This is a genomic window from Algiphilus sp. (assembly GCF_965216485.1).
Lineage (GTDB): Bacteria > Pseudomonadota > Gammaproteobacteria > Nevskiales > Nevskiaceae > Algiphilus.
In genome coordinates this window covers 1,715,908-1,740,246 of the sequence record NZ_OZ244162.1, presented here as the reverse complement: position 1 = coordinate 1,740,246, position 24,339 = coordinate 1,715,908, and the positions used below count along the sequence as shown (strand labels likewise).

Annotated in this window: 19 protein-coding genes and 1 pseudogene; all 20 read right to left on the bottom strand. The window is 57.4% G+C overall.

The window, feature by feature from the left end; translation table 11 throughout:
* Positions 1–95: 95 nt before the first annotated feature.
* The 20 genes and pseudogenes from fcl to ACOOFO_RS07955 all read right to left on the bottom strand — a co-directional run bounded on the left by fcl (position 96) and on the right by ACOOFO_RS07955 (position 24,277).
* Positions 96–1,037, bottom strand: coding sequence for a GDP-L-fucose synthase (gene fcl, locus ACOOFO_RS08050; RefSeq protein WP_420429686.1), 942 nt, complete (start codon positions 1,035–1,037; stop codon positions 96–98).
* 16 nt (positions 1,038–1,053) lie between these two features.
* Positions 1,054–2,166 carry a GDP-mannose 4,6-dehydratase gene (gene gmd / locus ACOOFO_RS08045; RefSeq protein WP_420429684.1) on the bottom strand — a complete coding sequence of 371 codons (1,113 nt, stop codon included), beginning with the start codon at positions 2,164–2,166 and terminating at the stop codon, positions 1,054–1,056.
* 410 nt (positions 2,167–2,576) lie between these two features.
* Positions 2,577–3,302, bottom strand: coding sequence for an FkbM family methyltransferase (locus ACOOFO_RS08040; protein WP_420426279.1), 726 nt, complete (start codon positions 3,300–3,302; stop codon positions 2,577–2,579).
* Positions 3,299–4,453 carry a glycosyltransferase family 4 protein gene (locus ACOOFO_RS08035; RefSeq protein ID WP_420426278.1) on the bottom strand — a complete coding sequence of 385 codons (1,155 nt, stop codon included), beginning with the start codon at positions 4,451–4,453 and terminating at the stop codon, positions 3,299–3,301. Before ACOOFO_RS08035 ends, ACOOFO_RS08040 begins: the two co-directional genes overlap by 4 nt.
* 12 nt (positions 4,454–4,465) lie before the next feature.
* Positions 4,466–5,338 carry a sulfotransferase family protein gene (locus tag ACOOFO_RS08030; protein ID WP_420426277.1) on the bottom strand — a complete coding sequence of 291 codons (873 nt, stop codon included), beginning with the start codon at positions 5,336–5,338 and terminating at the stop codon, positions 4,466–4,468.
* A 121-nt stretch (positions 5,339–5,459) separates the two neighbouring features.
* Positions 5,460–6,353 carry an FkbM family methyltransferase gene (locus tag ACOOFO_RS08025; RefSeq protein ID WP_420426276.1) on the bottom strand — a complete coding sequence of 298 codons (894 nt, stop codon included), beginning with the start codon at positions 6,351–6,353 and terminating at the stop codon, positions 5,460–5,462.
* Positions 6,350–7,498, bottom strand: coding sequence for a glycosyltransferase family 4 protein (locus tag ACOOFO_RS08020; protein WP_420426275.1), 1,149 nt, complete (start codon positions 7,496–7,498; stop codon positions 6,350–6,352). The genes ACOOFO_RS08025 and ACOOFO_RS08020 overlap by 4 nt, the downstream gene beginning before the upstream one ends.
* Positions 7,499–7,730: 232 nt before the next feature.
* The gene (locus ACOOFO_RS08015; RefSeq protein ID WP_420426274.1) at positions 7,731–8,540 is read right to left on the bottom strand and encodes a glycosyltransferase family 2 protein; all 810 of its coding nucleotides are present in this window, start codon (positions 8,538–8,540) and stop codon (positions 7,731–7,733) included.
* A complete protein-coding gene (locus ACOOFO_RS08010) occupies positions 8,537–9,901 on the bottom strand; it encodes a hypothetical protein (RefSeq protein WP_420426273.1) in 1,365 nt (454 codons plus the stop codon). Before ACOOFO_RS08010 ends, ACOOFO_RS08015 begins: the two co-directional genes overlap by 4 nt.
* Positions 9,902–10,309: 408 nt before the next feature.
* A complete protein-coding gene (locus ACOOFO_RS08005) occupies positions 10,310–11,287 on the bottom strand; it encodes a sulfotransferase family protein (RefSeq protein ID WP_420426272.1) in 978 nt (325 codons plus the stop codon).
* Between the two features lie 81 nt (positions 11,288–11,368).
* Positions 11,369–12,082: a sulfotransferase domain-containing protein gene (locus tag ACOOFO_RS08000; RefSeq protein ID WP_420429682.1), complete on the bottom strand. Its 714-nt coding sequence runs from the start codon at positions 12,080–12,082 to the stop codon at positions 11,369–11,371.
* Positions 12,083–12,156: 74 nt separating this feature from the next.
* Positions 12,157–13,458 carry a flippase gene (locus ACOOFO_RS07995; protein WP_420426271.1) on the bottom strand — a complete coding sequence of 434 codons (1,302 nt, stop codon included), beginning with the start codon at positions 13,456–13,458 and terminating at the stop codon, positions 12,157–12,159.
* Between the two features lie 276 nt (positions 13,459–13,734).
* Positions 13,735–14,703 (bottom strand): IS481 family transposase, encoded by a 969-nt coding sequence (locus ACOOFO_RS07990; RefSeq protein WP_420426270.1) that lies wholly within the window; start codon positions 14,701–14,703, stop codon positions 13,735–13,737.
* Between the two features lie 273 nt (positions 14,704–14,976).
* Positions 14,977–15,934 (bottom strand): annotated as a pseudogene (locus ACOOFO_RS07985) (IS5 family transposase).
* 177 nt (positions 15,935–16,111) lie between these two features.
* Positions 16,112–16,696: a sugar transferase gene (locus ACOOFO_RS07980; protein WP_420426269.1), complete on the bottom strand. Its 585-nt coding sequence runs from the start codon at positions 16,694–16,696 to the stop codon at positions 16,112–16,114.
* Positions 16,697–16,812: 116 nt separating this feature from the next.
* A complete protein-coding gene (gene galE, locus ACOOFO_RS07975) occupies positions 16,813–17,862 on the bottom strand; it encodes a UDP-glucose 4-epimerase GalE (RefSeq protein WP_420426268.1) in 1,050 nt (349 codons plus the stop codon).
* Between the two features lie 151 nt (positions 17,863–18,013).
* Positions 18,014–19,159, bottom strand: coding sequence for a polysaccharide biosynthesis/export family protein (locus ACOOFO_RS07970; RefSeq protein WP_420426267.1), 1,146 nt, complete (start codon positions 19,157–19,159; stop codon positions 18,014–18,016).
* A gap of 32 nt (positions 19,160–19,191) precedes the next feature.
* Positions 19,192–21,525, bottom strand: coding sequence for a polysaccharide biosynthesis tyrosine autokinase (locus tag ACOOFO_RS07965; RefSeq protein WP_420426266.1), 2,334 nt, complete (start codon positions 21,523–21,525; stop codon positions 19,192–19,194).
* Positions 21,465–22,175 (bottom strand): YjbF family lipoprotein, encoded by a 711-nt coding sequence (locus ACOOFO_RS07960; protein WP_420426265.1) that lies wholly within the window; start codon positions 22,173–22,175, stop codon positions 21,465–21,467. Before ACOOFO_RS07960 ends, ACOOFO_RS07965 begins: the two co-directional genes overlap by 61 nt.
* A complete protein-coding gene (locus ACOOFO_RS07955; protein WP_420426264.1) occupies positions 22,172–24,277 on the bottom strand; it encodes a YjbH domain-containing protein in 2,106 nt (701 codons plus the stop codon). The genes ACOOFO_RS07960 and ACOOFO_RS07955 overlap by 4 nt, the downstream gene beginning before the upstream one ends.
* Positions 24,278–24,339 lie beyond the last annotated feature (62 nt).

The following is a 24,339-nucleotide window of genomic DNA, read 5'->3' as shown; positions in this document are numbered from 1 at the left end:
ATCGTGCTCTGCCATCCCTTCTCCCCGTCGGGGAAAAGGTGGCGCGGCAGCGGCGGATGAGGGGGCTTAGCAAGGCGTCGAGCAAACCACAAGAATCACCCCCGCACCGCATCCTGATGTTCCAGGAACCATCTATACGTCTCCTCCAACCCCTCGCGCAAACCAATCTGTGGCTTCCAGCCGAGCTCTGAGAGCCGACTGGTATCCATCAACTTCCGAGGTGTGCCATCCGGCTTGTCGGCGTCGTAGACGATGTCACCCTCAAAGCCGACGACATCTTTCACCATCGCTGCCAATTCGGCAATGCTGAGGTCTTCCCCCCATCCAACATTGACGATGTCCTCGCTTTCGTAGTTCTGCATCAGATACAGGCAGGCATCAGCCAGGTCATCCACGTGCAAAAACTCGCGCCGCGGTGTGCCCGAGCCCCATACCGTAACGGTGGCGTCGCCTGCTTCCCGCGCCTCGTGGAACTTGCGAATCAACGCTGGTAGCACGTGCGAATTCTGTAAATCAAAGTTATCGCCCGGCCCGTACAAATTCGTCGGCATCAGGCTGATCGCGTTGAAGCCATACTGCCGGCGGTAGGCTTGGCATTGCTTAATGCCGGCAATCTTGGCGATGGCATACCACTCGTTCGTCGGCTCGAGCGGCCCTGTAAGCAGATGCTCTTCCTTCATCGGCTGCGGCGCGTGCTTCGGATAGATGCAGGACGACCCCAGAAACACCAGCTTCTTCACACCGGCCCGGTAAGCGGCATCGATCACGTTGAGCTGGATCTGCAGGTTGTCGCGCAGGAAATCTGCAGGCGCACTGTTGTTGGCGTGGATTCCGCCGACCTTGGCAGCCGCGAGGAACACGTATTCCGGCTGCGCCTGCGCGAAGAACTGCCGAACCTCGGCCGGATCGGTCAGGTCGGTCTCGCTGCGTGACTGAGTCAGCACATCCGAATAGCCATCCGCCTCAAGCTTGCGGCAGATCGCCGAACCCACCAGGCCGCGATGGCCGGCGACGAAAACCCTGGCATCCTTTTGCATGATCATTCGCCCGCCATCATTCGTGGTAGTCGAAGGACTTGTAGCCCGCATTCCGAACCAGATCATCCCTCCGAGCACTGTTGAGGTCTTCGCGCACCATTTCTGCAACGAGTTCTTCAAAGGTGGTCTTCGGCGTCCACCCCAGCTTCTCGCGTGCCTTGGTGGGGTCGCCCAACAGCGTTTCCACCTCCGCCGGTCGGAAATAACGCGAATCCACCGCCACAACTCGGGTCCCGGGCGCGACAACACATTCCTCACCCGCCGACTCCAGATACCCAACTTCTTCGACCCCGGCGCCTTCCCAGCGAAGCTTCATGCCGAGTTCGCCAGCGGCCGCATTCACGAAATCTCGCACCGAGTACTGGTGCCCGGTCGCGATAACAAAGTCTTCCGGCTCCTCCTGCTGCAGCATGAGCCACTGCATCTCCACGTAATCCCGTGCGTGGCCCCAGTCCCGCAGGGAGTCCATATTGCCCAGATAGAGACACTCTTGCAGGCCTAGGAAAATGCGCGCCATCGCACGCGTGATCTTGCGCGTGACGAAGGTTTCACCACGCAGTGGGGATTCATGGTTGAAGAGAATCCCGTTACAGGCATACATGCCGTAAGACTCACGGTAGTTCACCGTTATCCAGTAGGCATACAGCTTAGCCACTGCATAAGGAGACCGTGGATAGAAGGGGGTCGTCTCCTTCTGAGGAATTTCCTGCACCTTGCCGTAGAGCTCGGAGGTCGAAGCCTGATAAACCCGAGTCTTCTTCTCCAGGCCGAGGATGCGCACCGCCTCAAGAATCCGCAGCGTGCCCAGCGCGTCCGAGTTCGCCGTGTACTCCGGGCTCTCGAAGGACACCGCCACATGACTCTGCGCGCCGAGATTGTAGATCTCATCCGGCTGCACGGTCTGAATGATCCGTATCAGGTTTGTAGCATCCGTCAAATCCCCGTAGTGCAGGACGAAGCGTAGATCTTTCTCGTGCGGATCTTGGTACAGGTGGTCGATGCGATCCGTGTTGAACAGAGACGCTCGGCGTTTGATGCCGTGCACCTCGTATCCTTTTCCGAGTAGGAATTCGGCGAGATAAGCACCGTCTTGCCCTGTGACGCCAGTTATAAGCGCGCGCTTCACAATTGATCCTTTAACAGTTGGTTCTAAGTATGAGAAATAAATAGAGTTGGAGCTGAACCCGAAAGACTCGAACTTCGTAAGCAATGAGCTTGCCACTCAGTCACCGCCAAAGAGCCAGATAGTTCTAGGCCCTGTAGCTCACGGGAGGGCTGAGACTATCTTCCCTGCGGCCGACTCCGCTAAACGGTTTGGTAGCAGCAAATCAAAGACCAGCTATCAAAGTCTGCCCCCTGGACCTATTCGCACGCGTTCTATCCCGTCAGAACGGACACTCGCAACAATGCCTAAGCTGTGCCGAGGCGTGGTGATTTAGAAACGCAAGCGTTAAGCCCCTCTCCCAGAATCAGGTCTGGCCGATAATCGAAAATACCCACCTGACCCTCCACCACCAATTCCAACGCTAACTCGGACTCTCACCGCCCGAAGAGAAGATCCGCCTGCACCGCTTGGCCGCGCGCGTCGTAGGTCATGTGATACACGCCTACCAGACGCAGACCTCGCTCGCGCAACCAGGCGATTACTTCGTCGGCGAGGGACTGCCCCGTGTACAACTCCTGGAAGGAGCACTCCGCATACACCCAATCGAAATGATCCAGCATTTCCTCGCAGCCGGCCAACGCCTGTAGCTCGAAGCCCTGCACATCAAGCTTGAGCAGCGCTGGTGCGATGATGTCGACTGTCTGAAGGGCATCGGCAAGGCGCAACACGCGGACGGTCGCGATACCGACCTCTTCGGTCCCCGGGAACAGCACGCTTTGCCGTACGCCGATCGGTAAAAGGGACGAGGAGTCGTCACGCCCCGAGACGTGAACCTGCGCCTCGCCCGCCTGCGGTCCAAGTGCGGCCTCCACCAGCGTCGCGGACACATCGCTGGCAAACACCGCACGCCACCGTGCAGCCGGCCCTGACAGCGGCTCGAACGAGACAATGCGCGCATCGGCAAAACAGTGTCGCGCCACCAGCGCGAACTGACCGCGGTTCGCACCAATGTCGACCACCGTGCGCACCGAACCCATATTGCGCAGCACACCCGCATGTTCTACGCCCGCTGCCACCCCCTGGCGGCGCAACGCCCCGCGCCAAACCGGCACGGCGAGTATATCCACGAGCTTGCGAGCTTTGGCGGTGAATACGGTCATCTCGTGCCCCCGCTCGTCGCAGGAGCTGGCCCGCGTACCGCCGAGCCCCCGACCAAATCGGCCAACAGTGCCTGCCAGCGCGCCTCTCCTTGCTCATAGGTGCGCGTAAACTGTGCCGCCGCCGCTAGCGACGAGGCCTCGAACGCCGCTGAATCAGCCAGCCAGCTTTGAAGCCTCGCAAGCGCCGCCGGCACGAAGGGCGCCGAAGGATCGATCACCAACCCACAGTTTGCACCAACGATCTCCGGAATACATCCACGCCCGTAGGCGATCACTGGAACACCGCGCGACATAGCTTCGTGAATAACCATACCTTCGGTTTCGTTTTTATATCGCGTCGGGAAGACCAACACATCAATACCTGCGAAAAAAGCATCCTTGGCGGCATTGTATTGTGGCCCAACATATTCCACCTGAGGTAACGATGCCAGCCGAGCGCGTACCGCTTGTTCTGTGGCAGCATCCTGAAACGGGCCGGCCAACCTAGCATGGAGCGACAAACCCGCCTTTCCTGCGGCGGCCACTAGGTCCAGGAACTCCATTATCCCTTTTTCAAGACAAATGTTACTAATAAACCCGATTTCCCTGACTTTGCTCCTTGTTAATTCGTTTTTGCTGTATAAATCAACCGCTTTCGCCGGATCCATTAAGAACGTTGCATTTGAAAGCCCCCTCGCATCCGCTACCAGATATTGCGACTGAAGCTTCTCCGCCATACCAGAAGATTGCGTTATATGAATGCATTCCCTTCCACATGCGACCGTGAGCAGCCGCGTTCTCCATGAGTAGTGATCTAAATAGGCAAAACTGTGGTGGTGCACTACCATTTTGCAGCCTTTCAGCCTACCAATCACAGAAAACGCCGCCTCATAAACTTGCGCCCATCCTCCCGATATCGAAACATACGCGGCACTTCCGCGCTTGATTGGAGTTATAAAAAATTTGATTAGTGCGCCAAGGACACGCGGAAGCTTTAATAGCCGCACCCACACCGAGCGCGACAGTCCGCTAGACGCCACATCAAATAATACAAGGGGCACACCTCTCTCACAAAGAGACTTCGAAACCGCCGCTGTGATCGCAGTTTTTCCTGTTACCGGTGGAGGGAAAGCACCCCATATATACACCTTCTTCTCTGCGTCATCTTTCATAATAATCTCACATCAAACCGCCCCTCCTGCGGAATTGGATGATCCTTCGAACCCCCAACGTTGGCAAAGATTCGTTTCCAAGAGCGCATCTAGCTCAAGGACGTCATTCCAGAAGAGACGCTTTAAATCCTCTCTTGTGCCCTCTGCCATGCGAGGCTTTTCTCCATATTGATATTCGCTGTACAGAATCTGCTTCGTTATCGGTGACTCCTTCACCAACGTAACGAGTTGCGGGACCCCCAAGCTGCGAATGGACCAACCGAGCTGCCGTGCCATTCGGGCAACCAACACCGACCGCGGTCGCGCTGCCCTTAGCGCACCATCCTGCGCCACCTCGGACAAGGCAGCCGCGTCTATACCGAGGAAGCCGCACACCTCAGAAAAAAATGCTTGCGGGTTCTCGGCGAGATCATCGAAGACGGCAACATGAATCTGCTCTTTCGGAAATCTCTCCAAATACATTTTAAGGTGTTTACTATACAGACCGTGATCTACTAGCTCTCCGATACTTTCAAGCGCCGCCTCGAAACTGCCACGCACTCTCCCCTGTTTCCGCATGTACAGGTACGCGGAAAAAGCACGCTCAACTGGGTCACGTACACACACCATGAGTTTTACATTCGGGATATCTTCGGCGATGCGGTCGCGCGCCAGCTCAGAGAATAAATAGTCATGAGATATCTCACCCACTATATCATGACCACTGCCTGAGCCAGAAAAAAAACTATGATACCAACCCCACCCCTTCTCGTAATATCTATCGAAAAAGAATAGCTCTTTGACTGGCGATAAAAATACTTGCGGGTGATTCTTTAACGCTTGGTATATCCAAGTCGATCCGGACTTATCGGGGCCGATAAAGAGAAAATTTGGTACGTTAGGCATACAAGGACCTTCAACATACTCACATATGGTGGGGACCAGCGGCTCCTCTCCCACTTTCCGTACCAGTGTTCCAGCCCCCCATCATTATTTCGAGCACATCGCCGACGATAAGCGGTAACGATCAGACAGCTACTCCAAACACCCAGGCCGCCGGTGCTTCCCGCAGCCGCTGCTCCAGAGTTGCGGATGGACGAACATAAAGGGTGTTGCCGGTATCCTGACGCCAGTCCAGCGCAACCAACCGCCGAGCAAACGGATCGTATCGCATTGGTCGGAAGCCGGCTTCCAGAAGCTGGGCGTGGGTGTCGTCGTCGCTGAAACCATAGCGTACACCAAGACCGTTTAACTCGATCAACACGGCCTGAAGGGATGATTGCCCCAATATACCGTATGCGCCTTGGATGACATTAGCCTCGAAGCCCTCGACGTCAATCTTGATCATGGCCGGCGACTTGGCCGCGGCGATTGAATCGAGGCTATCCACCGCTACTTCAATGGCCTGCGTTTCCGGTTCCCAAGTCACTAGCACATGATTGGTAGGTCCGCCCGTCGTGGAAAAACGCATATTGCCCGGTTTGCTTCCAACACCGATGTTGCACGCATCGATCCGTTTCGCGAAGCCGTTCAGATGAACGTTGTCGAGCAATCGTCGATAAGTATCGGGAACCGGCTCAACAGCCAACACGCCGGCACCACGGCTTGCTGCCAAGATGCTGTAGACACCAACATTGGCGCCAACGTCGAGGAAATCATCCCCTTCGCGCAACATATGCAGTACGAAGGCCATGTCCTCAAATTCCATCAGCCCAACATAGGCATTCCCAGTAGCGCCGGTCATGCCCTTGCGCATCAGGAGTCGGGTCCCGTCCACGAAGGGCATCGCTACTTCTGCTGCGAGCAAGCGACTCCCGGCCTGCCAGCGCAGCATGCGCAGGAGGGTGCCAATGCGATCCCGCCGCCCTATCGGGTGGTCGAGGTAATGGCGTAATACGCGGCAAGGTTTCACAAGATTCATCGAGTGCCCCCTTCTAGCAGCTGCTGTACGGCGCATTCGAAATCGTTTGCCCATTGGTCCGGCGTATGGCACTGAATTTTCTGCGCCGCAACAGCTCCCATACGGTCACGCAGTGCAGGGTTCCCCGCCAGCATGTGCATGGCTCCAGCCAGCGCCGCTGTATCTTCGGGTGCTACGACGCAGCCGTTGACGCCTTCCTCAATGCGGTCGTTAATCTCGCCCGCAGCGGCGGTAGTGATCACCGGCAAACCGCAAGCCATGGCCTCGTCAACAACCAAGCCGTACGGATCACCCAAAGTGGGAAAGACGAATACATCCGCCAGTGCATAGTACCGGGGCAATTCAGACTTTTGCCGAAAGCCAACGAACACAACATTGCGGATACCGCGCTCTGTGCAGGCCTGCTTTAGCGCCGCCTCCTCTGGCCCGTCGCCAACCAGCAGCAAGCTGACAGGCTCAGCACATTTGCCCTGAACACGCTCAAAAGCGTCCAATAGGTAATTAACCCCCTTGCCCCACCAGAGTCGGCCGACGTAAATGAACGTAGTGCCCTCTAGCCCTAATTCGCGTCGCAGCACCTCTCGTTCAGGTCTCGCGGCCTCGGCCCCCGACTGGTAATGAGACACATCGATAACGTGAGGTGCAAAGAAGATCTTTTCGGGGCCAGCCCCATACCTAGTCGAGAATTCTTTACCGTCCTCACCTACAGTCAGGATCATATCGACTTTCGGGAATAGCCAACGCTTGATTGCCTCTTTCATCGTCGTGCGCTTAACCCAACGGTCGAAAGTAACCTCCACCCAAAACCCTGTCTTTGTTCTTCTCAGTTTCGCGAGCATGAAACCCGCGACAAAAGACGGTCCCGCATAAAGGCTCACAATAACATCCGGCCGCCGGCCAAAAAGGGGCAAGGGCCAGTGCTGGGTACGGCCACAAAGATGTGTCCTAGGCAAATACCGATACCGAAAACGCCACGAAGCTTCATTCACATCCCAGCTGCGGTCTGCTTCAAGGCGGTCATTGAACCAGGCCTCGAAATCAATAGCACCGCGATCAGCCAGCGCATCAAAGCGCTCGACCATATAGGGCGAAGGGATGTTATTCCAGTAGACCACAAAAGGCCGATTCGCAAGGCGCGATGACATGCTGTGACTCTTCATTAGTATAGCTACACGCCCCCAGGCGCTCCACTACAGAATAAACCCTGGTTAGCGACGGGCCATCCAACCAGCCTCCATGGCGCACATACCGCGCCTATCCGACAGGAAGTCAAAAAGAAGGCACTGATCCTTGCATGCCTCTCAAACTTCATTTTAATGTCTAAGGTGTAGACTTGCACTGTCTTTACAAACCTTCGGATATAACTGCATGAAGCAATCAAATTTTAAACTTGTGAGGCAAAAAAAACCGATCCTGCAACTTGTAGAAAAATCCACGCGGATCCCTTTGCCATTTTTTGATCTTGTAAAAAACCCTACGAAGGTTATCCAACCTGGTTGGAGCGCGTCCCATTACTCTAACGAAATAACGCTTGCAGTTCTCACGATGGTCTGCCAAAAGACGAGCAGATCCACTGATAGACGTTGCGTGTATTTTGAAAATCGCCAGATAGTCATCAACAATTTCAACCTTTTCGCCGGCAACCACAAGATCAAGGAGTAACTCAGCATCCCATCCACAGTTGTTATGGACATTGAACCCTCCAACATTCCAAAACGCGCTTGCTCGAATGAAGGTGCTTTGTTGGGCCACCTGCGCCCCCCCATAGACGAACTCCTTTGGCTGAATTTGGCTTGCTCTCACGCGCCTGATCAGCTGGTCGCCTTGTCCGACCATGTAGAGATGCCCAGCAATAATCCCGGCATCCGGGCTCTGTCGGGCTGCTTCGGCTACCTTCGCCAACGCCCCAGGCAGCAGGGCGTCATCGGAGTTGATATATCCATATATGTCTCCCGTTGCACATCCAAAGCCTTTGTTCAGCCCATCTGCCGGCCCTTCGTCCGGTTCGAAGATGATTTTGTCAATACGGTCTCGGTAACGCTCAATTATCGCCCTACTACCATCGTCTGATCCTGGATCAACCACGATATATTCTAGATTCGGATAGTCCTGTTCAATAACGGAGAGAATGGCACGTTCGAGAAAAGATGCCTGATTGTAGGAAATCGTTACGATTGAAAACTTCATCGGTAAGACTCGCTTTGCGGGTTGGCAGTAGCTTTCGTAGTCGCCACCTTGCTTTGAGCGCGCCGTCTCCTAACGCTTGGGATGAAACTCATCATGAGGACGATATAAAATGGTGTGATAAATCGCCGCTCTCCCGCGAAGGGGGAGAAAAAAGTGTCCCAAATCAAATGGAAAGCTAAGAGCGCCACTAGGGGGGCCAACCGTTCTTTGACCGTAAAGAGCCCCGCGAGAGCTCGCATAGGCAGTGTTAGCAGCCACAGCCAAAATATTGCACCAAGTATGCCGGCTTGCACCCACGCGCCCATCAGATGCGAGTGCGCTGGAATCAGACATTCCTCGTCTTCCTCACCAGGGAAGTAGCCGGCCCTTCGCTTGAGCTCTACATAAAGAGATGAATAACGGCAATCCTTGGCCCAAGACCCGTGTCCGATCACAGGAGCATCTAAAATTGCCAAGCCCGAAACCAACACTTCTGTGCGTCCCCCAATAAGTAATCCGTACTCTCCGGACGCTTGCATCTCGTACTTCTGTCGAGCCTCCGTCCCGAGCCAGCCAGCAGCCACCGAATACTCATATATTTGCAAGATTGTCCAAGCACCCAGCCCTGCCAGAGCGCCCACCGCTAACAACTGCCGGAACTGAATTTGCGATGAAGTGGAGCGTGTTCCGCGCAGGACTTGTGCACCCAAATAGCAAGCTGCAAGAAAAGCCACACCGCCAACTGCGCGCGACCCCATAAACATGTTTAACGCTGCGACGAACAACAAAACCACGGAGGGCCACAATCGTCCAGGATGAAGGCGCTCGGGGAGCGCAACCGCTAGGATCAGTACCAACAGCCAGCTCACGCCGGTGCCATAGCCAAACTTCCAAGGATGCGCTAGCGCGTAATTGCCGGGTGCAATGAAATAATCCGCAATCTGGCCAATCGCAGCGCCGGCGGCAAATAGCACTAGCCGCTTTGGGTTGCCCGCCATCAGGAGAAAAAGCGAGCAGAAGTTGATCAGCGCGAAGCCTATCATCGCCCATCCACGGGCGTAATCGTTGAAAGACGAGCCACGGATGAGATCAGTGGCGATTTGACCCAAGAGCCAAAGCAGCAGCAACCCAATCAAGGTGCGCGGCAAAGGCGTAGCAAGCCTGTAGCCTCGACGGACGAGAAGAGACGGGAATAAAGCTGCAAGCAGAACTTCAGTAAGAAACAATCGGCCGAAAATGGTGACGTCGACAAACCGCAAAAGTGGCGCAATAAAGACAATGGCGTCGAGCAATCCAAACCGAGTAAGCAACCGACGCGAACTCCAATACGCTCCTGCCCGCATTTCGCCATGCGCATGTGAAAGCCCGTTTGGGAAAGTCATATAGGTGTCTTACCTTGGAAGCCTTAGGTGATCGACGACAGCCGCTGGTTCACCCTCAAAACCCTCCTCACCTGCAGTGCTAGTCTCCAACGCATTCCTGCGCAGCACGGGTGTCCAAGGGCACTAGCTTTGACGCCTCTCCCCCTGCCGCCAGAGCCTAACCATTTTTTTTGCGACCCAACACTCTGGTAAATCGGCACAGCCACACACACATTTACGCTCCACCCGCGAGTCCCGCCTTTACAGGCCTCATCCAGTTTCTTTCTTGCTTCCCCTTGCGGCTCCGGTTCATGATGACCTTTGCCCAGCAGCAACCAAGACTGGGAATTCGATGATTCTTGCCGTCTTTGGTCGCCATTCACTACGATGCTCCCACTTACCTTTGAGCGAAGCACCCTAAAGGCGTGTTTAGGTAACGGCATAGCTTCGGCGGCGCGAAAGTGTACGTAGCGCCTGTCGCTTAACACCAGACAAGTCTAGCGGACCATGAAGCGCTCCTACTGTCATGAATAGTGCGTCTGACAACAGTCGGGGCACGCGGCAGCTCGGAGCACCGATTAATGCATGCTGAAGTTCATTCTCGTCATAGCCCATGGTTCTCAGTCGGTCCGACCCGATCCATGCCAAATACCGCCTTGCCCATGCCCTTCGTAGTGGCGTGTCAAATGCGCTGACCCAGTCATCAACCGAATCCGACGAGATACGACTAAACTTCCTGTTTCCTGTCGGGTCTCCCATGCTGCCGGAGAACTGAACGCCAGAATAGCGCTCGAGAACAAAGGGATCATATCGTAGCCCAAGATAAGAGAAGACAGACGGCCATACAGTTTCTGGCTCAGTTACCATATGCTCATAGCGCAAATGAAAAAACCTGTCAGGTTTGGCGTCGACAGCCTCTACTAGATTCTCCACCCCCTTGTAAAGATCAATATTATAACGGTGCGTAATCCAGCGCTCATTCCGCGCCCACGTCCTCACAATGGATGCCGCGACTGCCAAGGGGTTTCGCCACAGGATAATGCACTTCGCCTCCGGAAATATCTCTAGGATTTCTTTTATTATGAGATGGTAACGTGGAGTCTTATCAAGGAAATACTGGCTTTTATTTCCTGAAGCAGAACCATACAAGCGCAGCGCTAATTCTCGTAGCGCAGCGTAGTAATCACCTTTCCCAGCTGGAAGTTCCCGAATAAAATCTTGGATTGCTTTCGCCCCGGTACTTTGAGCATACTCAGTGTACACTCCGTCATTTCGCAGCGCGTAAACGAAAGGAAGAAGCAACCACGGTTCAGCCACCGTGGCAATTTCAGCGTGCGAGGCCAATATCCTCTGCGCGAGAGTCGAGCCTGATCTAGGGAGGCTAAAAACAAATATTGGCGCTGTCATTGAAGGACACCTACTACCGAATTAAGAACGGACACAGGCAACGTTTATCTCCTGTGATACCTGGCCACAGTTTGCAGAACGTTAATCGTAGCCAAACCGCAACATCTGCTCGTGCCACCTTCTGCATATCTTCTCCTGCATAAGCGGGCTGAGTTCGGAAAAATTCCTGGAAGTACCGCTCCGAAAAAAGCGAGCCCCTGGCGCCGAAGTGCGCCGCGCCGACCACTGTGACCCTTCCCGATCCTCCCGTTCCCTAAGTTTTTCCATGGAACAAGCGCGGACAGCTGAATAGACAGCTTCATCACCACAACAAATACCCAGAAATTCACATATGCGCATTAATCCATTCATGGGTTCTGATTTTAACTCTTCATATGTGAGCCGGAGCATATCTGCGCTTTCAGCGCATTCCCAACTTCCTACGTGCTCTGCCCATGTGCCATAACCGTCAAGCCCACCGGATAAAAACAAAGAAACAAAACCATCCAATGACATCTCGCTCACCATGGAATCGCTCCGAACTCCGCGGAGGTAATGGTAGTATGAGACGCACACATCGCGTGGATCCCTCGTGATATAGATAACCCGCTTATAGTCTGGCCTAAAGCTCTGATGACTTTTTATCAACCTACCGCCACATGGGAAGCGATACGCTTTCTTAAGTTCGCGGCCCCGACTTTTATAAACGTCGGGCACGAGCTGCTCCATTTCCGAGAGTGATGACTGCGGATTAACCAAATGCGATACAAGGGCGCGCACCCATGTATTTCCGGATTTCGGATAAGAGACCAACATCACATCGTCAGACTCTGGCACGAATCTAGCGCCTTGCTTGGACAATTCGAACTCAAGGCGCCTCAATAGCCCCTTCACCATTGATCGTCGCCCCTCAATCTACCGAAGAAATTTCCGGCTGCCGTGCTTGATAGCCCAGTCCGCCGCCGAACGTATACAACCAATACAATATTCCAAGTGACCAAGCTCAAACCAGTTGCGAAAGCTGCACCCTCGATACCCCATATCGGGATCAACGTCGCATTTGAAACAATGTTGACGATTGCGGCGATAGCTACGCCAAGTGCCGAGTCTCGCTCATGCGCTGTCATGTTAAGGATAAGCGCAGCAGGGCCCGCTGCAGCGTTAATAACCTGCGCCCCGCACAAGATTGCGAGGCACGCCGCGCCGTCCTCGAAGCCCTCGCCGTAAACTCCGCTGAGAATGGGCTGTCCGAACCATGCTAGCACCAGCGCCACGGGCAGTGACGCGCTAAAGGCGCCTCGCGCCGCTATCGTGATAATTCGCTGCAGCTTCTTCATTTCGCCAGCGGCGTAGAGATGAGCGATTGTAGGCTGCACGGCCATGTTGACGACCAGAAGCGAAAAGACCACCAGATCCGCGCCACGGGCTGCGGCCCGATAAACGCCGGCCGACTCCGGCCCCTGGATAGCGGCGAGCATCAAGACATCTGCTTGGGTGTTGATGATGTTCATACCACCAAGGAACAGCAGAGGGAGCGCGGATCGTGCCCACGTCGCTGTTTCATAGCGAGGTGTGGCTTGGCGCATCTGGCTCGGTAGTCGGCTTAGCAACAGTGCAGTGCCCACAATGAAAGCAACGGAGAATGCGGATATTTGGAGTCCGATTGCGTTCTGGGGCGAGAGCCGTGCCCCAGTTACATGCCAAGCAAGCAGAAAAAGGGTGAAAAAACCAGGCACAACGAGACTTTCGGGCAGCTGTCCCAAGATAACATGGTGCAGCCCACGCAACGCGGCGGAGCGCATTGCGCCGAGCGCCGTCAGGGGAACAATCGTTAACGCCAAGAGATATACCGCTTGATTTGTAAGGCTCAGCCAACCGCCGAGCCCCCAAATCGCCGCTGCGACGATCAGCATCATGATGAGTGACGCTCCCAGCACGACTTGGTTGCCGCGTACTAGCAAGCCGCGCATTAGCCCCCATTGCTCGTGCAGGCTATAACTTGCGAGCAGGCGGACCACCAGCATCGGAAGGCCGAGCCCGGTGGGCACTGTCAAGAGCATGACCAGCGCCATGGCCGTGGCATATACGCCGTAGCCTTCGGGGCCCATCCAGCGCGCCAGTAGTATGCTGGCTAGCAGCGTTAGCACCTTGGACGAAAACGCAAGCGCCGCACTGCCCCCTGCGGCTTTCATGAGGTGCCTGCGAAGTGAGCCGCGTCCAGCCATCTGGCTGCGCAGACGGGCAGTGAAAGTCAAGAGTTGCACCTAATGAGGTCTGTCTGCAGCGCGGCGCTATGGGCCCTCGTGAAGATCATGCCCCGTGACTCGCCTCGGAATGCGCCGAGGTTGGCGCTTGCGAGGCTTGTCCATCATTCTGCCGCCACAGTGAAGCGTACCATGGCTTGCCCCGATTGCGACGGCGGGCGCATTTCTGCGCGATGTCGGTGACTTCATCCAGCATGCCGTCGCCTAGATGTCAGGTCCCGAGTGATTACGAACAGCTTTTTTGAATATGTCCGGCTTGTGCGCCTGCCAGTCCTTCATGATTTGAATGGGCGTGCGATGGCTGATCGCCTTTTGTGGCAGATGCTGGTTGTACAGCCAGACATAGCGCTTGAGCGTGGTTTCGAGGTCGTCGCGGCTGCGGAAGTGGTGCGTGCGCAGGACGTCGGCAATTCGTCCATTGAAGCGCTCGACCATGCCGTTGGTTTGGGGCCGGCCCGGCGGAATGAGCCGGTGCTCGATGCCGAGTTCGGTGCAGCGCCGATCAAAGCCGTGCGTCCCGGTGGGCTGCCGCTGGCCGTTGGCGGTGAAGCGGTCGGTGAATTCCTTGGCGTTGTCGGTCAGGATCGTGTGGATATTGAACGGGGCCGCCTCGTGCAACGCCTTGAGAAAGCGCTCGGCCGAGCGCGTGCTCTTATCGGCCATCAATTGCACATAAACCCAGCGCGTGGCGCGGTCGATGGCCACAAAGGCGTAGCGCCGCGTGTCCTCGTCGCGCATCTGGGGCAGGTACTTGATGTCGATGTGCACGAAGCCCGGCTCGTAGGGCTTGAAGGGCTTGCTGGGCTTTGCCTCGGCATCGGCTTCCTTCGGCAACTTCGAGACGCCATGGCGCCGCAGCATCCGGTCCAGCGCCGAGCGACTCATCTGCGGGGCAATGAACTCGCGCGTGACTGCCAACAGATCGTCCAGGGGCAGGCGCAGCGTGGTGCGCAGATACAGCACCAGCGCCTCCTGCCCGTCGTTCAGCGTCTTGGAGAGCCGGTGCGGCGTGTGACTGCGATCCGCCGTCGACTCCCGGCGTCGCCACTTCATGATGGTGTCGCGCGACTGCCCGAAGCGCGCCGCCAGCTCGTCAACGGTGCCTTCGGCCTCTCGAATCGCTTGGCGCGTCGCCGGCGTGGTGGTCGCGTTCTTGTGCAAGCTCAGCAGCATCCCGGATCCTTCTCCCATCGTGCCAAAACTCCCGCCAGGGCTTCACGGCCCATCAGCAGTGGGCGCCTATTGTGAAGAAGGTGATCATCCGGGACCCGACAACTACGCGGCTCATGCTTCGACTAAGGATCATCTGAAAAACCCATGCTGAAACGGGCTGCCAAGCGTGAAGTGACGAAAACCGGGTCTGAGGATCGGGATTCGACACCGCACATTGCCCTTTCGGGCTTCGGATCGCTGCATAACCTCGATTTCGTCGCTCATCGGACGCACCTATCCCATCACCATGAGTCTTCTCCTCACCATCCACAGGTTGGAAAGGGCAAACAGGGTCTGCAACTGGGCAGTGTTCTTGGCCAGCCCCCGGTAGCGCACCTTGGTGTAGCCAAACTGGCGCTTGATCACTCGGAACGGATGTTCGACCTTGGCACGGATGCGGGCCTTGGTCTCTTCCAGCGTTCTCATGATCTGGCCCATGGGGCTTTCCGGCAGTGCCCGGCGCTTGCCGGGACGCATGGAGACCTGCCATTGGACCTTGTGATGCGTCAGTTCCTCCCGTTTGTCGATGCCCTGGTAGCCGGCGTCGGTATGCACCTGCGCTTCCTCTCCATGCAGCAGCTCGTCGACCGGCGTCAGGTCATGGACGTTCGCGGCCGTGCCTGCAACGGAGTGCACCAACCCAGAGTCGGCATCCACGCCGATATGGGCCTTCATACCGAAGAACCACTGGTTGCCCTTCTTGGTTTGGTGCATCTCCGGATCGCGCTTGCCGCTGCTATTCTCGGTGCGTGGATCAGGGTGGCATCGATGGCCGTACCAGCCTTCAGCATCAGCCCCCGCGTGGAGAGGAGTTCGTTGATCAGCCGCAGCATGGCGGGGTCAAGCCCGTGCTGTTCCAGCAGATGACGGAACCGCAGGATGGTGCTCTCGTCAGGCATCCGATCCGCACCGGGATCAATGCCAATGAACTCACGATACAGGGGCACATCGTGCAGGGCCTCATCCATCGCCGGATCAGAATGACCAAACCACTGCTGCAGGAAGTGAATCCGCAGCATCAGCTCACAGGGAAACGGCGGGCGGCCCGTGGACGCCTTACCCAGTAGTGCGGCTCAATCAGCGCCACCAGCTCCCGCCAGGGCACGACTTGGTCCATCTCTTCCAGAAACACCCGCTTGCGCGTGCGCTTGGATGCCACTTCAAACCCAGACGCAAGGCTCAGTTGCTTCATCGGGATCAGGCTCTCATCAGGTCATCAGCGAAGCGTGAATTGTCCCATGCGGCGGGGTTTTGCAGATGATTCCTAGGGAGGGGCTTCACATCATACTATGCCCACATCCTTATCCCGCCCACAAGTGGGCACTTGATGAACCGTTTTTTCACGCTGCTTTAGCCAAAGGCCAAGTGCTCAATAAGCGCCTTTGACTTTCAGGACAACCATGACGGTACGTATCATGATTCCTAGATCGAACAGGATCCCAGCATTTTCCGCGTAAGCTCTATCCATTGCCACTCGTCGACCGTAATCCACGTCATTTCGGCCTGACACCTGCCAGAGACCTGTCAGCCCCGGGCGATTAGCCAAGTAAAATCGTGCGCCGCGGCCGTACCGAATCAATTCCTCACGAACGACAGGGCGCGGCCCCACCAAACTCATATCCCCCCTGACTACGTTCCAGAGTTGCGGAAGTTCATCTAGGCTAGTTCGGCGCAAGAACCGTCCCATTCGCGTAATACGGGGATCGTTTCTCAGTTTGAAAGCCCGTTCCCATTCGGCCCGTGCTTCCGCATCCGAATCGAGTAGCTGCTGAAGCACGGCCTCCGCATCAGGCACCATCGTGCGAAATTTGTAACAATAGAACGGTTTACCGCCCCTCCCTATACGCTTGTGACCGAAGAAGATCGACCCCTTCTGGAAAGCCATTACGGCAAGCGTGGTGAGGATTACCGGCGAGAAGACAAGCGCGATCCCGCACGCCCCGACAATATCCATGCCCCGTTTCGTTACCGCGTAGCGCCGTGTCTGCTGTAGAGCAAATCGACCGGTACGTTGAGTGCTGTCTGCGGTTCTCTCTTCCAACGCGTGTGAAAAGCTTCCGTCCAAGATCGTCACCCTTGTGCCGAGTGTTGGTCGGCTCTGGCGCCTGCAGTGGCGACAGCTTCCTTTTCCGCCATCCAGGCCCGGAAAGTGGCGCTGCTGTGCCAGTTGAGGGCGGTTTCGATGATGGCGCCCATTGCCGTGTACCGGGGCGCCCAACCGAGCACCGCCTTGGCGTGCTTGCCGCTGGCTACCAGATGTGACGGATCACCGGGGCGGCGACTCGTGGTTGGTATGTCGATTGGCTCCCCGGAGACTTCACGAACCGCGTCAACGACCTCGCGAACGCTGTAGCCGCGGCCGCTGCCTAGATTGAAGGTGTGCATGCCAACGGCGTAGTCCAGATGCTCCAGCGCGCGCAGGTGCGCATCGGCCAAGTCATTGACGTGAACATAGTCACGTACGCAAGTGCCGTCTTCCGTGGCGTAATCCGTACCATTAATGGCAACAACGATATCTTCGCCTGCCGCCTTGCGCACCAATTTTGGAATGAGATGAGTTTCCGGGTCGTGCGCTTCGCCAATCAGTCCGGAGGGGTCCGCACCAGCGGCGTTGAAGTAGCGCAAGGAGACCGCCCGGATGCCGTAGGCGCGACAGCTATCGCGGAGAATTTGCTCCACCATCAGCTTCGATAGGCCGTAGGGGTTCATCGGAGCGGTTGGGTGGTCCTCTGCGATGAGTCGCGACTGAGGTTCACCGAATACGGCAGCGGTTGATGAGAAGACGAACTTCTTCACCTCGAACTCTCGCATCACGCCCAGAAGATTCAGCGTCGCAGCAACGTTGTGCTGGTAATAACGCTGCGGATGCCGCATGGATTCTGCGACTAACGAAAGCGCAGCGAAATGCAGTACCCCATCGAACGCGTATTTGGAGAACAGCGTCCGGAGGAAGTTGGCATCTTCGATTGAGCCGAATTCGTGCTTACCCCACAGCAGGGCGCCGGCGTGGCCGGTGGATAAATCGTCACACACCACCACCTCGTGTCCCGCTTCGTGCAACCGCTTGCACATGTGGGAACCGATATATCCCGCGCCGCCACACACTAAATACGTTGCCATGCTCCCACCCCCGGCTCCGGGATTACCCGCCTTTCATTATGATGCACTGCACCATGGCGCTTTTGCAACGGCATTTGCCGTTTTTATTGCAACGCTGTCCATCTCTCGCAGCATGCCACTCGTCCGCAATTACATGAATCCCCATTCAACATTAATCCGTGATCAATCTATCCAGTTGGAATAAGGTGGATACGGTGGGCAGGATTTGACTCACGATTCGGTTGTAGCGCGCGAAGTCGGTTGATGAGACATACACAACGTCGCGCGGTTGCAGTTCAAACCTCTCAGCAAGAAGGATGCCATCCGCCCTGCTGAGGTCCAGGCCGAAGACCAAAGCTTCCTCAGGCTCACAATCGCACAGGCGGCTGATACCTGGCTGAACACCGCTGCGGAATACGAAGACGGAAGCATCATCCGCAGACAGGGTATCCATCCCCTGGGCACCCGCGATGGCTTCGGTCAGGGACATGTAGTTACGAGCGATGGGCACGGAGCCCTGCTCGCCGACCTCCCCCAGTACGAAGACCTTGTCCGCGGAATTGTCGGGAATATGGAGGACATCGCCCGCTTCCAGTGCAACGTTGAATCGGGTGTTGCCGCGCGCGTGGAGGGCGTGCAGGTTCACCAGATGGGATTGGTCATCGCGGGAAAGCACGGCAATACGGCGGCTGGCCATTTCAGTGAGCCCGCCGTGCTCATTGATAAGGTCGAGCACGCCACGCGGGGTGTCGTCGATCACGGACACGCCGGGTTGGGCGACCTCGCCCGTCACGAACACACGCTGGCTCCGGTATTCGAGCACGCGGACATCCACCTGGGGGGTGCGGATGACCTTTTGTAGATTCTCGGCAATGTAGTCGCGGATTTCTGCCAGCGTCATGCCCGCGGCTTTGAAGTTACCGACATAGGGATAGAACATCTCTCCGTCCGGCCCAACCAGGCGCCCGGCGCTCTGGGTGTCGCGCAGTTCGTTACCTGGGTTGGTGAGCTCCGGGTGTTCCCACACGACCACATTGAGCACATCACCTGCGCCTACGCGGTAGTTGTAGCCCTGATCCCGAACCTGCTCGACCGGCTGCAGGCCGCCTTCCAGCGGCAGGCGCGAGCGTTCCGCGGCTCGCTCTTCGAGTTCCGCGATTACCGATGGCGTAATCTGAAGCAGCGTGTACGGCAGGCTGGCCTGGCGCTTATCGGCATCCGAGCTTGGATCGACATTCAGGCCCGGAAGAATGGTGCAACCGCTCAGAAGCAGTGCCAACGCACCTTGAAATGCCGCTCGTGCAGTGGTCCATTTCATGCTGTGATGCCCCCGAAATAGCATGGTCATGCTCAGGTTTGTGAGGAATATTGATAGGTGTAGCCGTAGCGGTAGCCGTAGCGGCCTTGGCGGCCATAGCGGCCTGCACTGACGCCCATCTGATTGAAGACCGTACCGCGCACGGTCACACCGCCCTGGCGAAGGCGGTTGTAGGCGTCCGCAATCATATCCATCGGGTGCTCGCCTTCCTTCAACACCATCAGGGTAGCGCCTGCGAGACGCCCCACGATGGCCGCATCCGTAACTGCGAGGATGGGCGGGGTATCCACGATTACGTAATCGAAGTTTTCCCCCAACTGCATCAGCAGTTGCCCGAAGCGCTCGTTGAGCAATAGTTCGGCTGGATTCGGTGCGACTGTGCCTGCGGAAATCAGAAAGAGGTTTTCCTTGCCCTGTACCTGCCGTACTACGTCCCCGGCGGGGGCGTCATTGGCAATGTAATCGGATAGCCCTGGCTTGCGGCTCAAGCCCACACGCTCGTGGATGTGCCCACGGCGAAGGTCCGCATCCACCACCACCACGCGACTGCCGGCCTCAGCCAACACCGCGCCGAAGTTCATGGACAGGAAGGACTTGCCTAGGCCTGGGCTCGGGCCTGTAATGGCAAGAATACGGCTGGGTGCATCCAGCAAGGCGAAGTGCAGGGAGGTGCGCAGGCTGCGCAGTGCCTCTGCGGTGACAGACTGCGGCGCTTCATGCACCAGAAGCCCGGCTGTCTCGCCCCGTTTGCGTGCGCGGCGTCGGCGCGCGCGATCGAGTTTGCGTTCTTCCTCGCTGTAGGGAATGGCGGCGTAGGTGGCAAGGCCGATCTTCTGTTCAACTTCGGAAGGGTTGCTGACGCCCTCGCGCAACGCTCGGCGGATGAAGACAGCCATCACCCCCAGCATGCCGCCCAAGACCAGACCAAGGGCAAGCACCAAACCGGTGCGGGGTGTTGCGGCTTCCTCGGGCTGGACCCCTAAGTCAATGATGCGGACATTGCCGATGGTGCCGGCACGCGTGATCTGCAGCTCCTGCGCGGAGTTCAGGAGCGAGGTGTACAGCTCGGTGTTAACTTCCACATTGCGACGCAGGCGGAGCAGCTCCTGCTGCGTTTCTGGCAGCCGGTTGACCTCACCCCGCAGGGTGTCCATTTCCTTTTTCGTTTCCGCCAGCTGCGCGTCTATGGTCTTGAGCACAGGGTGATCCGGGGTGTAACGGCGCAGAGCCTCTTGGCGGCGTTGCTCCAATTCGGTGCGCTGCTGCTCCAGGCTCACGCTGCGCTCCAGCACCAGCTCGGTTTCCTTGGTCAGGTCGGCAGAGCCCTCACGCAGTCGATACTCGTTCAGGCGGGCTTCGGCAGTCTCAAGCTCCTGCTTGACCTTGGGGAGCTGCTCGTTCAGAAAATCCAGCGTCTGCTGGGCCTCCTGGGACTTCCGTTCCACGTTTTGCCGCTGATAGGCTTGGACCAAGCGATTGACGCGCTCTGCCGCTTGTTCTGGTGTATTTCCGGGAGAGGTGACATACAAGATTCCGCTATCCCGGCCACGCTCCGACACCGAAATCTGTTGCTGCAGACCACCGATTACTCGGTTACGGCTACGGCGAACTACCCGGAATTCCGTTCCGGGCATACCGATAATTTCCTGCACGAAGATGACGATCGGGCCTTTGGGCGTCGTGCGTTGAATCAACTCCCCGACTGCGCCTTCTTTAATCAACAAGGTACCCTCAGGTCCAACGAGTCGGAATCGCTCATTGCCCAGCTTGGTGAGAATCATCTCCTTGCCTAGAAGCAGATTTCCGACTTCCAGGTTCGTGACTTCGATTCGTTCTTCGTCCCAAGCAAACTGACGCAGCCCCAGTACAGCGCCCTCCAGATTGCCATCACCGAAGGTGCGCGCCCACGCTCTACCGATGTATGGGAAGTAACGAGGTTCCGCCACAATGAATTCGCGAAGGCTGTCAACCACTTTCCCGATTACCATGCGGCTCTTGATGATTTCCACCTCAGCAGAAACAGGCGTTTCCTGTCCGCCTAGCGCTCCGCTCAGTTCGCCCAGCGCAGAATCCAAGGGGCTTTGATTCTGCAATTCCACCTGTACCAGTGCACTGGATTGATATTCCCGCTGCGCCGTCCACACGTACAACGCCGCCAGCAGCAACGCGCCGATGATGCAGCCAATGATGATCAGCCGCCCTTCGGACAGCGCGGCGAAAAGCTGCCGCAGATCGATCTCGTCGTCATCGCCCTGATAGAAAGACGAGGGGGCGTTCATTGACCCTGGCTGGTCCTGATACTGATTCACTCGGTCAGTTCCTGATTCTTCGTTGGCGTCTGGTTGGTTTCGGCGGCATAGAGCCACACGATGTCAATACGGTGTGGGGTCCCTGGTAGACGCTGCTCCAGGCGCGCGACCCGGTTCGTAGCGCGGTCGAACCACAGCACATTGGTGTGCTCCCGGCCGCTCGCTCTATGGTATACGCGCTCTTCCATTCGCTGTAACGAGCGCACGCGGCCGGATTGCTCAACCGCGACGGGACTTCCGACTGCTACAAAGCGAGACACGAGGATTTGGCCGAGTTCATGGTCATCGCCGCGTGCATAGGCGGAATAATCCGACCCCAGCACCCGGCCTTGCGCCAGCGCCTCGAGGTTGGGCAGCGGTGTCAATCGTTGGTAGGCGACAACATCATCCGTAAGGCCGCGAGTGGCTACAACGCGCCACCCACCCTGCAGCCAGATCGCCTTGCCGTCCGCGGCCAGCCATTGCTGGGTGCCCCCTTCCTCCTGCGCCAGCATCATGCGACCCGGTGGCCCGCCATCAATGCGCACGCTGATCTGGCCGTACGGAAAGGGCAGACGCCGCACCGACAGCGGTTTCACATACTCCACCTGCCCGGACTCGGTCACACCCAGCGCCGCTGCGGAGCGATTGATGGCTTCGCATCCCGTCAACACGCTGAGCGTGAGTGCGGCGAGCAGTATTCGGAGGCCAAGTGGCGTAGGCGTCATTGCGTCCAGGCCTCCGGGTTGTTGCGCAGCGTACGCGTATGCGAGAACTGCAGGGTGTCGTACAAAGCGCGACCCGCACTCACCTTCTGGCCACCGTCGCGCACCAACGGGCGGAAGGCAAAGGTAGTGGCGCCCTTGGCTGTTCGTGGGCTGAAGAAATCCAGCGGTATGGTGATGTAAAAGCCCTTGTCGAAGGAGCCTTCGCCAAATTGCTGAGAAGACACATTGGTGAAGGTGGCGAATACACCAAAGCGGGCGCCGCTGCGGAATCCACGAGAGAAATCAAAGGTCATGCCGCGATCTCCGGCAAGGTACTGCCCCGCACTGACGACCGCGCGCACGTTGTACCAGGGGAGATCGTGATAGTAGGTTAGATGCCCCGTAGTAACTTCGTAGTCGCGGAAACTGAAGCGCTGGTCGAAATCCCGTTGCCGGACGCGGTTCACGTCGGCGCCCACGGCCCAACGCGCACCGGTGGGGCGATAGAGCACCTCGGTAGCGAGGCCACCGTACATTTCCTCAAAGATACCCGCCGATACCCGTCCGTAGAGATCGGAGGCGATCGGAAAAAGGTAGTTCGTTTCCAGCTGCGCCAGGTAGTAGTCCTTGCCTTCGCGTTGGTAGAGACCGATGTCGCTGCGTACACGCGGCAGGCCGGAGGGGAACTGCGTCCCCAAGCGGTTACCGATGTTTTCCACCACATTCAAAGCGGCCGCTCCGGTGAAGCTCCAGCCTTTGCTCACCTGCAAGGTGCCAGCCACGCGCGCCAGCACCTGGCCGACCGCAAACTGGTCCGGACCGCCAAGATTGGTGCGCACCTGTGGTGAGAAGTTGTACGTAAAGGCGGGATAGGCGAGCAATCGGTTGAAAGCCGCGTCCGAATAGCCCTTGCGCCGGGGCTGCTCGATGTAGAGGTAGGACAGAAACTCCTCGATGGAGGCGTCGCCAGCGATGGCATGATGAAAAGCGGCGCGTGGAAAGACAAAACGCGCGGACTCCATGCCGCCAGTGAGGTCAACCAGCGCGTACTCCTCATAGGCACGACCGGTGTATCGGATCACGGTACGGGCAATGCGCCCGGCGGCCGGCGCTAGGCTGTCGCTGAGGGACTGGCCAAACCAGATCGTCAGACGGCGGCGCCCTCCCTCGTCATCCATGGCGTGTACGTAAATGCCCTGTAGGCTGAGTTCGCGCGTGATGCGGCGCACAGCCGCGGGGTCAATCCGCTTGGAGGTGGGCCGGAGCTGCGCCGAACTGTAGGCGCGCACCGGAAAGGGCCCCGCCCCGAGCCCATTGGGCCGCTCCGGCTCCTGATCGAATTGCCCATGCGTATGGGCGCTCAGCACCAGTTCGCGTCCCCGCTGAAAACTCACACCAAGGTCAAGTGCACCCAAGACGCGCAGATTTGCACCGACATTGACCCGACTGTCCGCCGGTAGATTGAAGCGGCTGCCGCTCTGCTCGGACTGGTAGTCATTGCCCTCCAACTCCGCGTACAGGGACAACGGTCCGCGATTGGGGGTCCAGACCACTCCGCCGAAGACGGCCATGTCGCCGCGAAACCAGGTTTCCGCTTCGAGCTGGCCGGTGTTCTCGATGCCGCCTTGAAATCCGCGGGGACGTTCGTCAAAGCGGTCAAACACGATTCCCGCGGGGTTACTGAAATCCTCACTGCTGCCCAGGCGTCCCCAGCCAACACCCAGGTGGAAGTCAAAGTCGTAATAGCGTTTGCTGGCGACAAGGTACTCCGACGAGAACAAGCCCGTACCCGCAAAATCCATCAGCCCTAACGCGACCTGCGGCCACAGGTCACTCTCCTGCCATAGCCGCAACTGCAGATCGAAGCCCTTGTCGGTAAAGGTCTCGCCCGTGGTACTGGATGCAAACTGGCGATTGCGTACGTCCGTAAAACGGAAGGTGCCCTGCAGCCACGGCAAGGGCTGGGCATGCAGGGTGTAAGCGCGATAAGGGTCGAACTTCGCGAAGCCGAAATCCAGCGCGCCTTCGCCCATGGAGCGGGCGGTCGGTGTCTGCCCGAGCCCCACCTGGCCGTAGTTGTTCACCCATGTGGTGGCACCGGCGGCGAAAGGCGTCCACAGCATCGTGAGCAGACACGCGGCTGCCCAGTAGAAGGGAGTCTTTGACCGACCTTGCATGCGCGAAT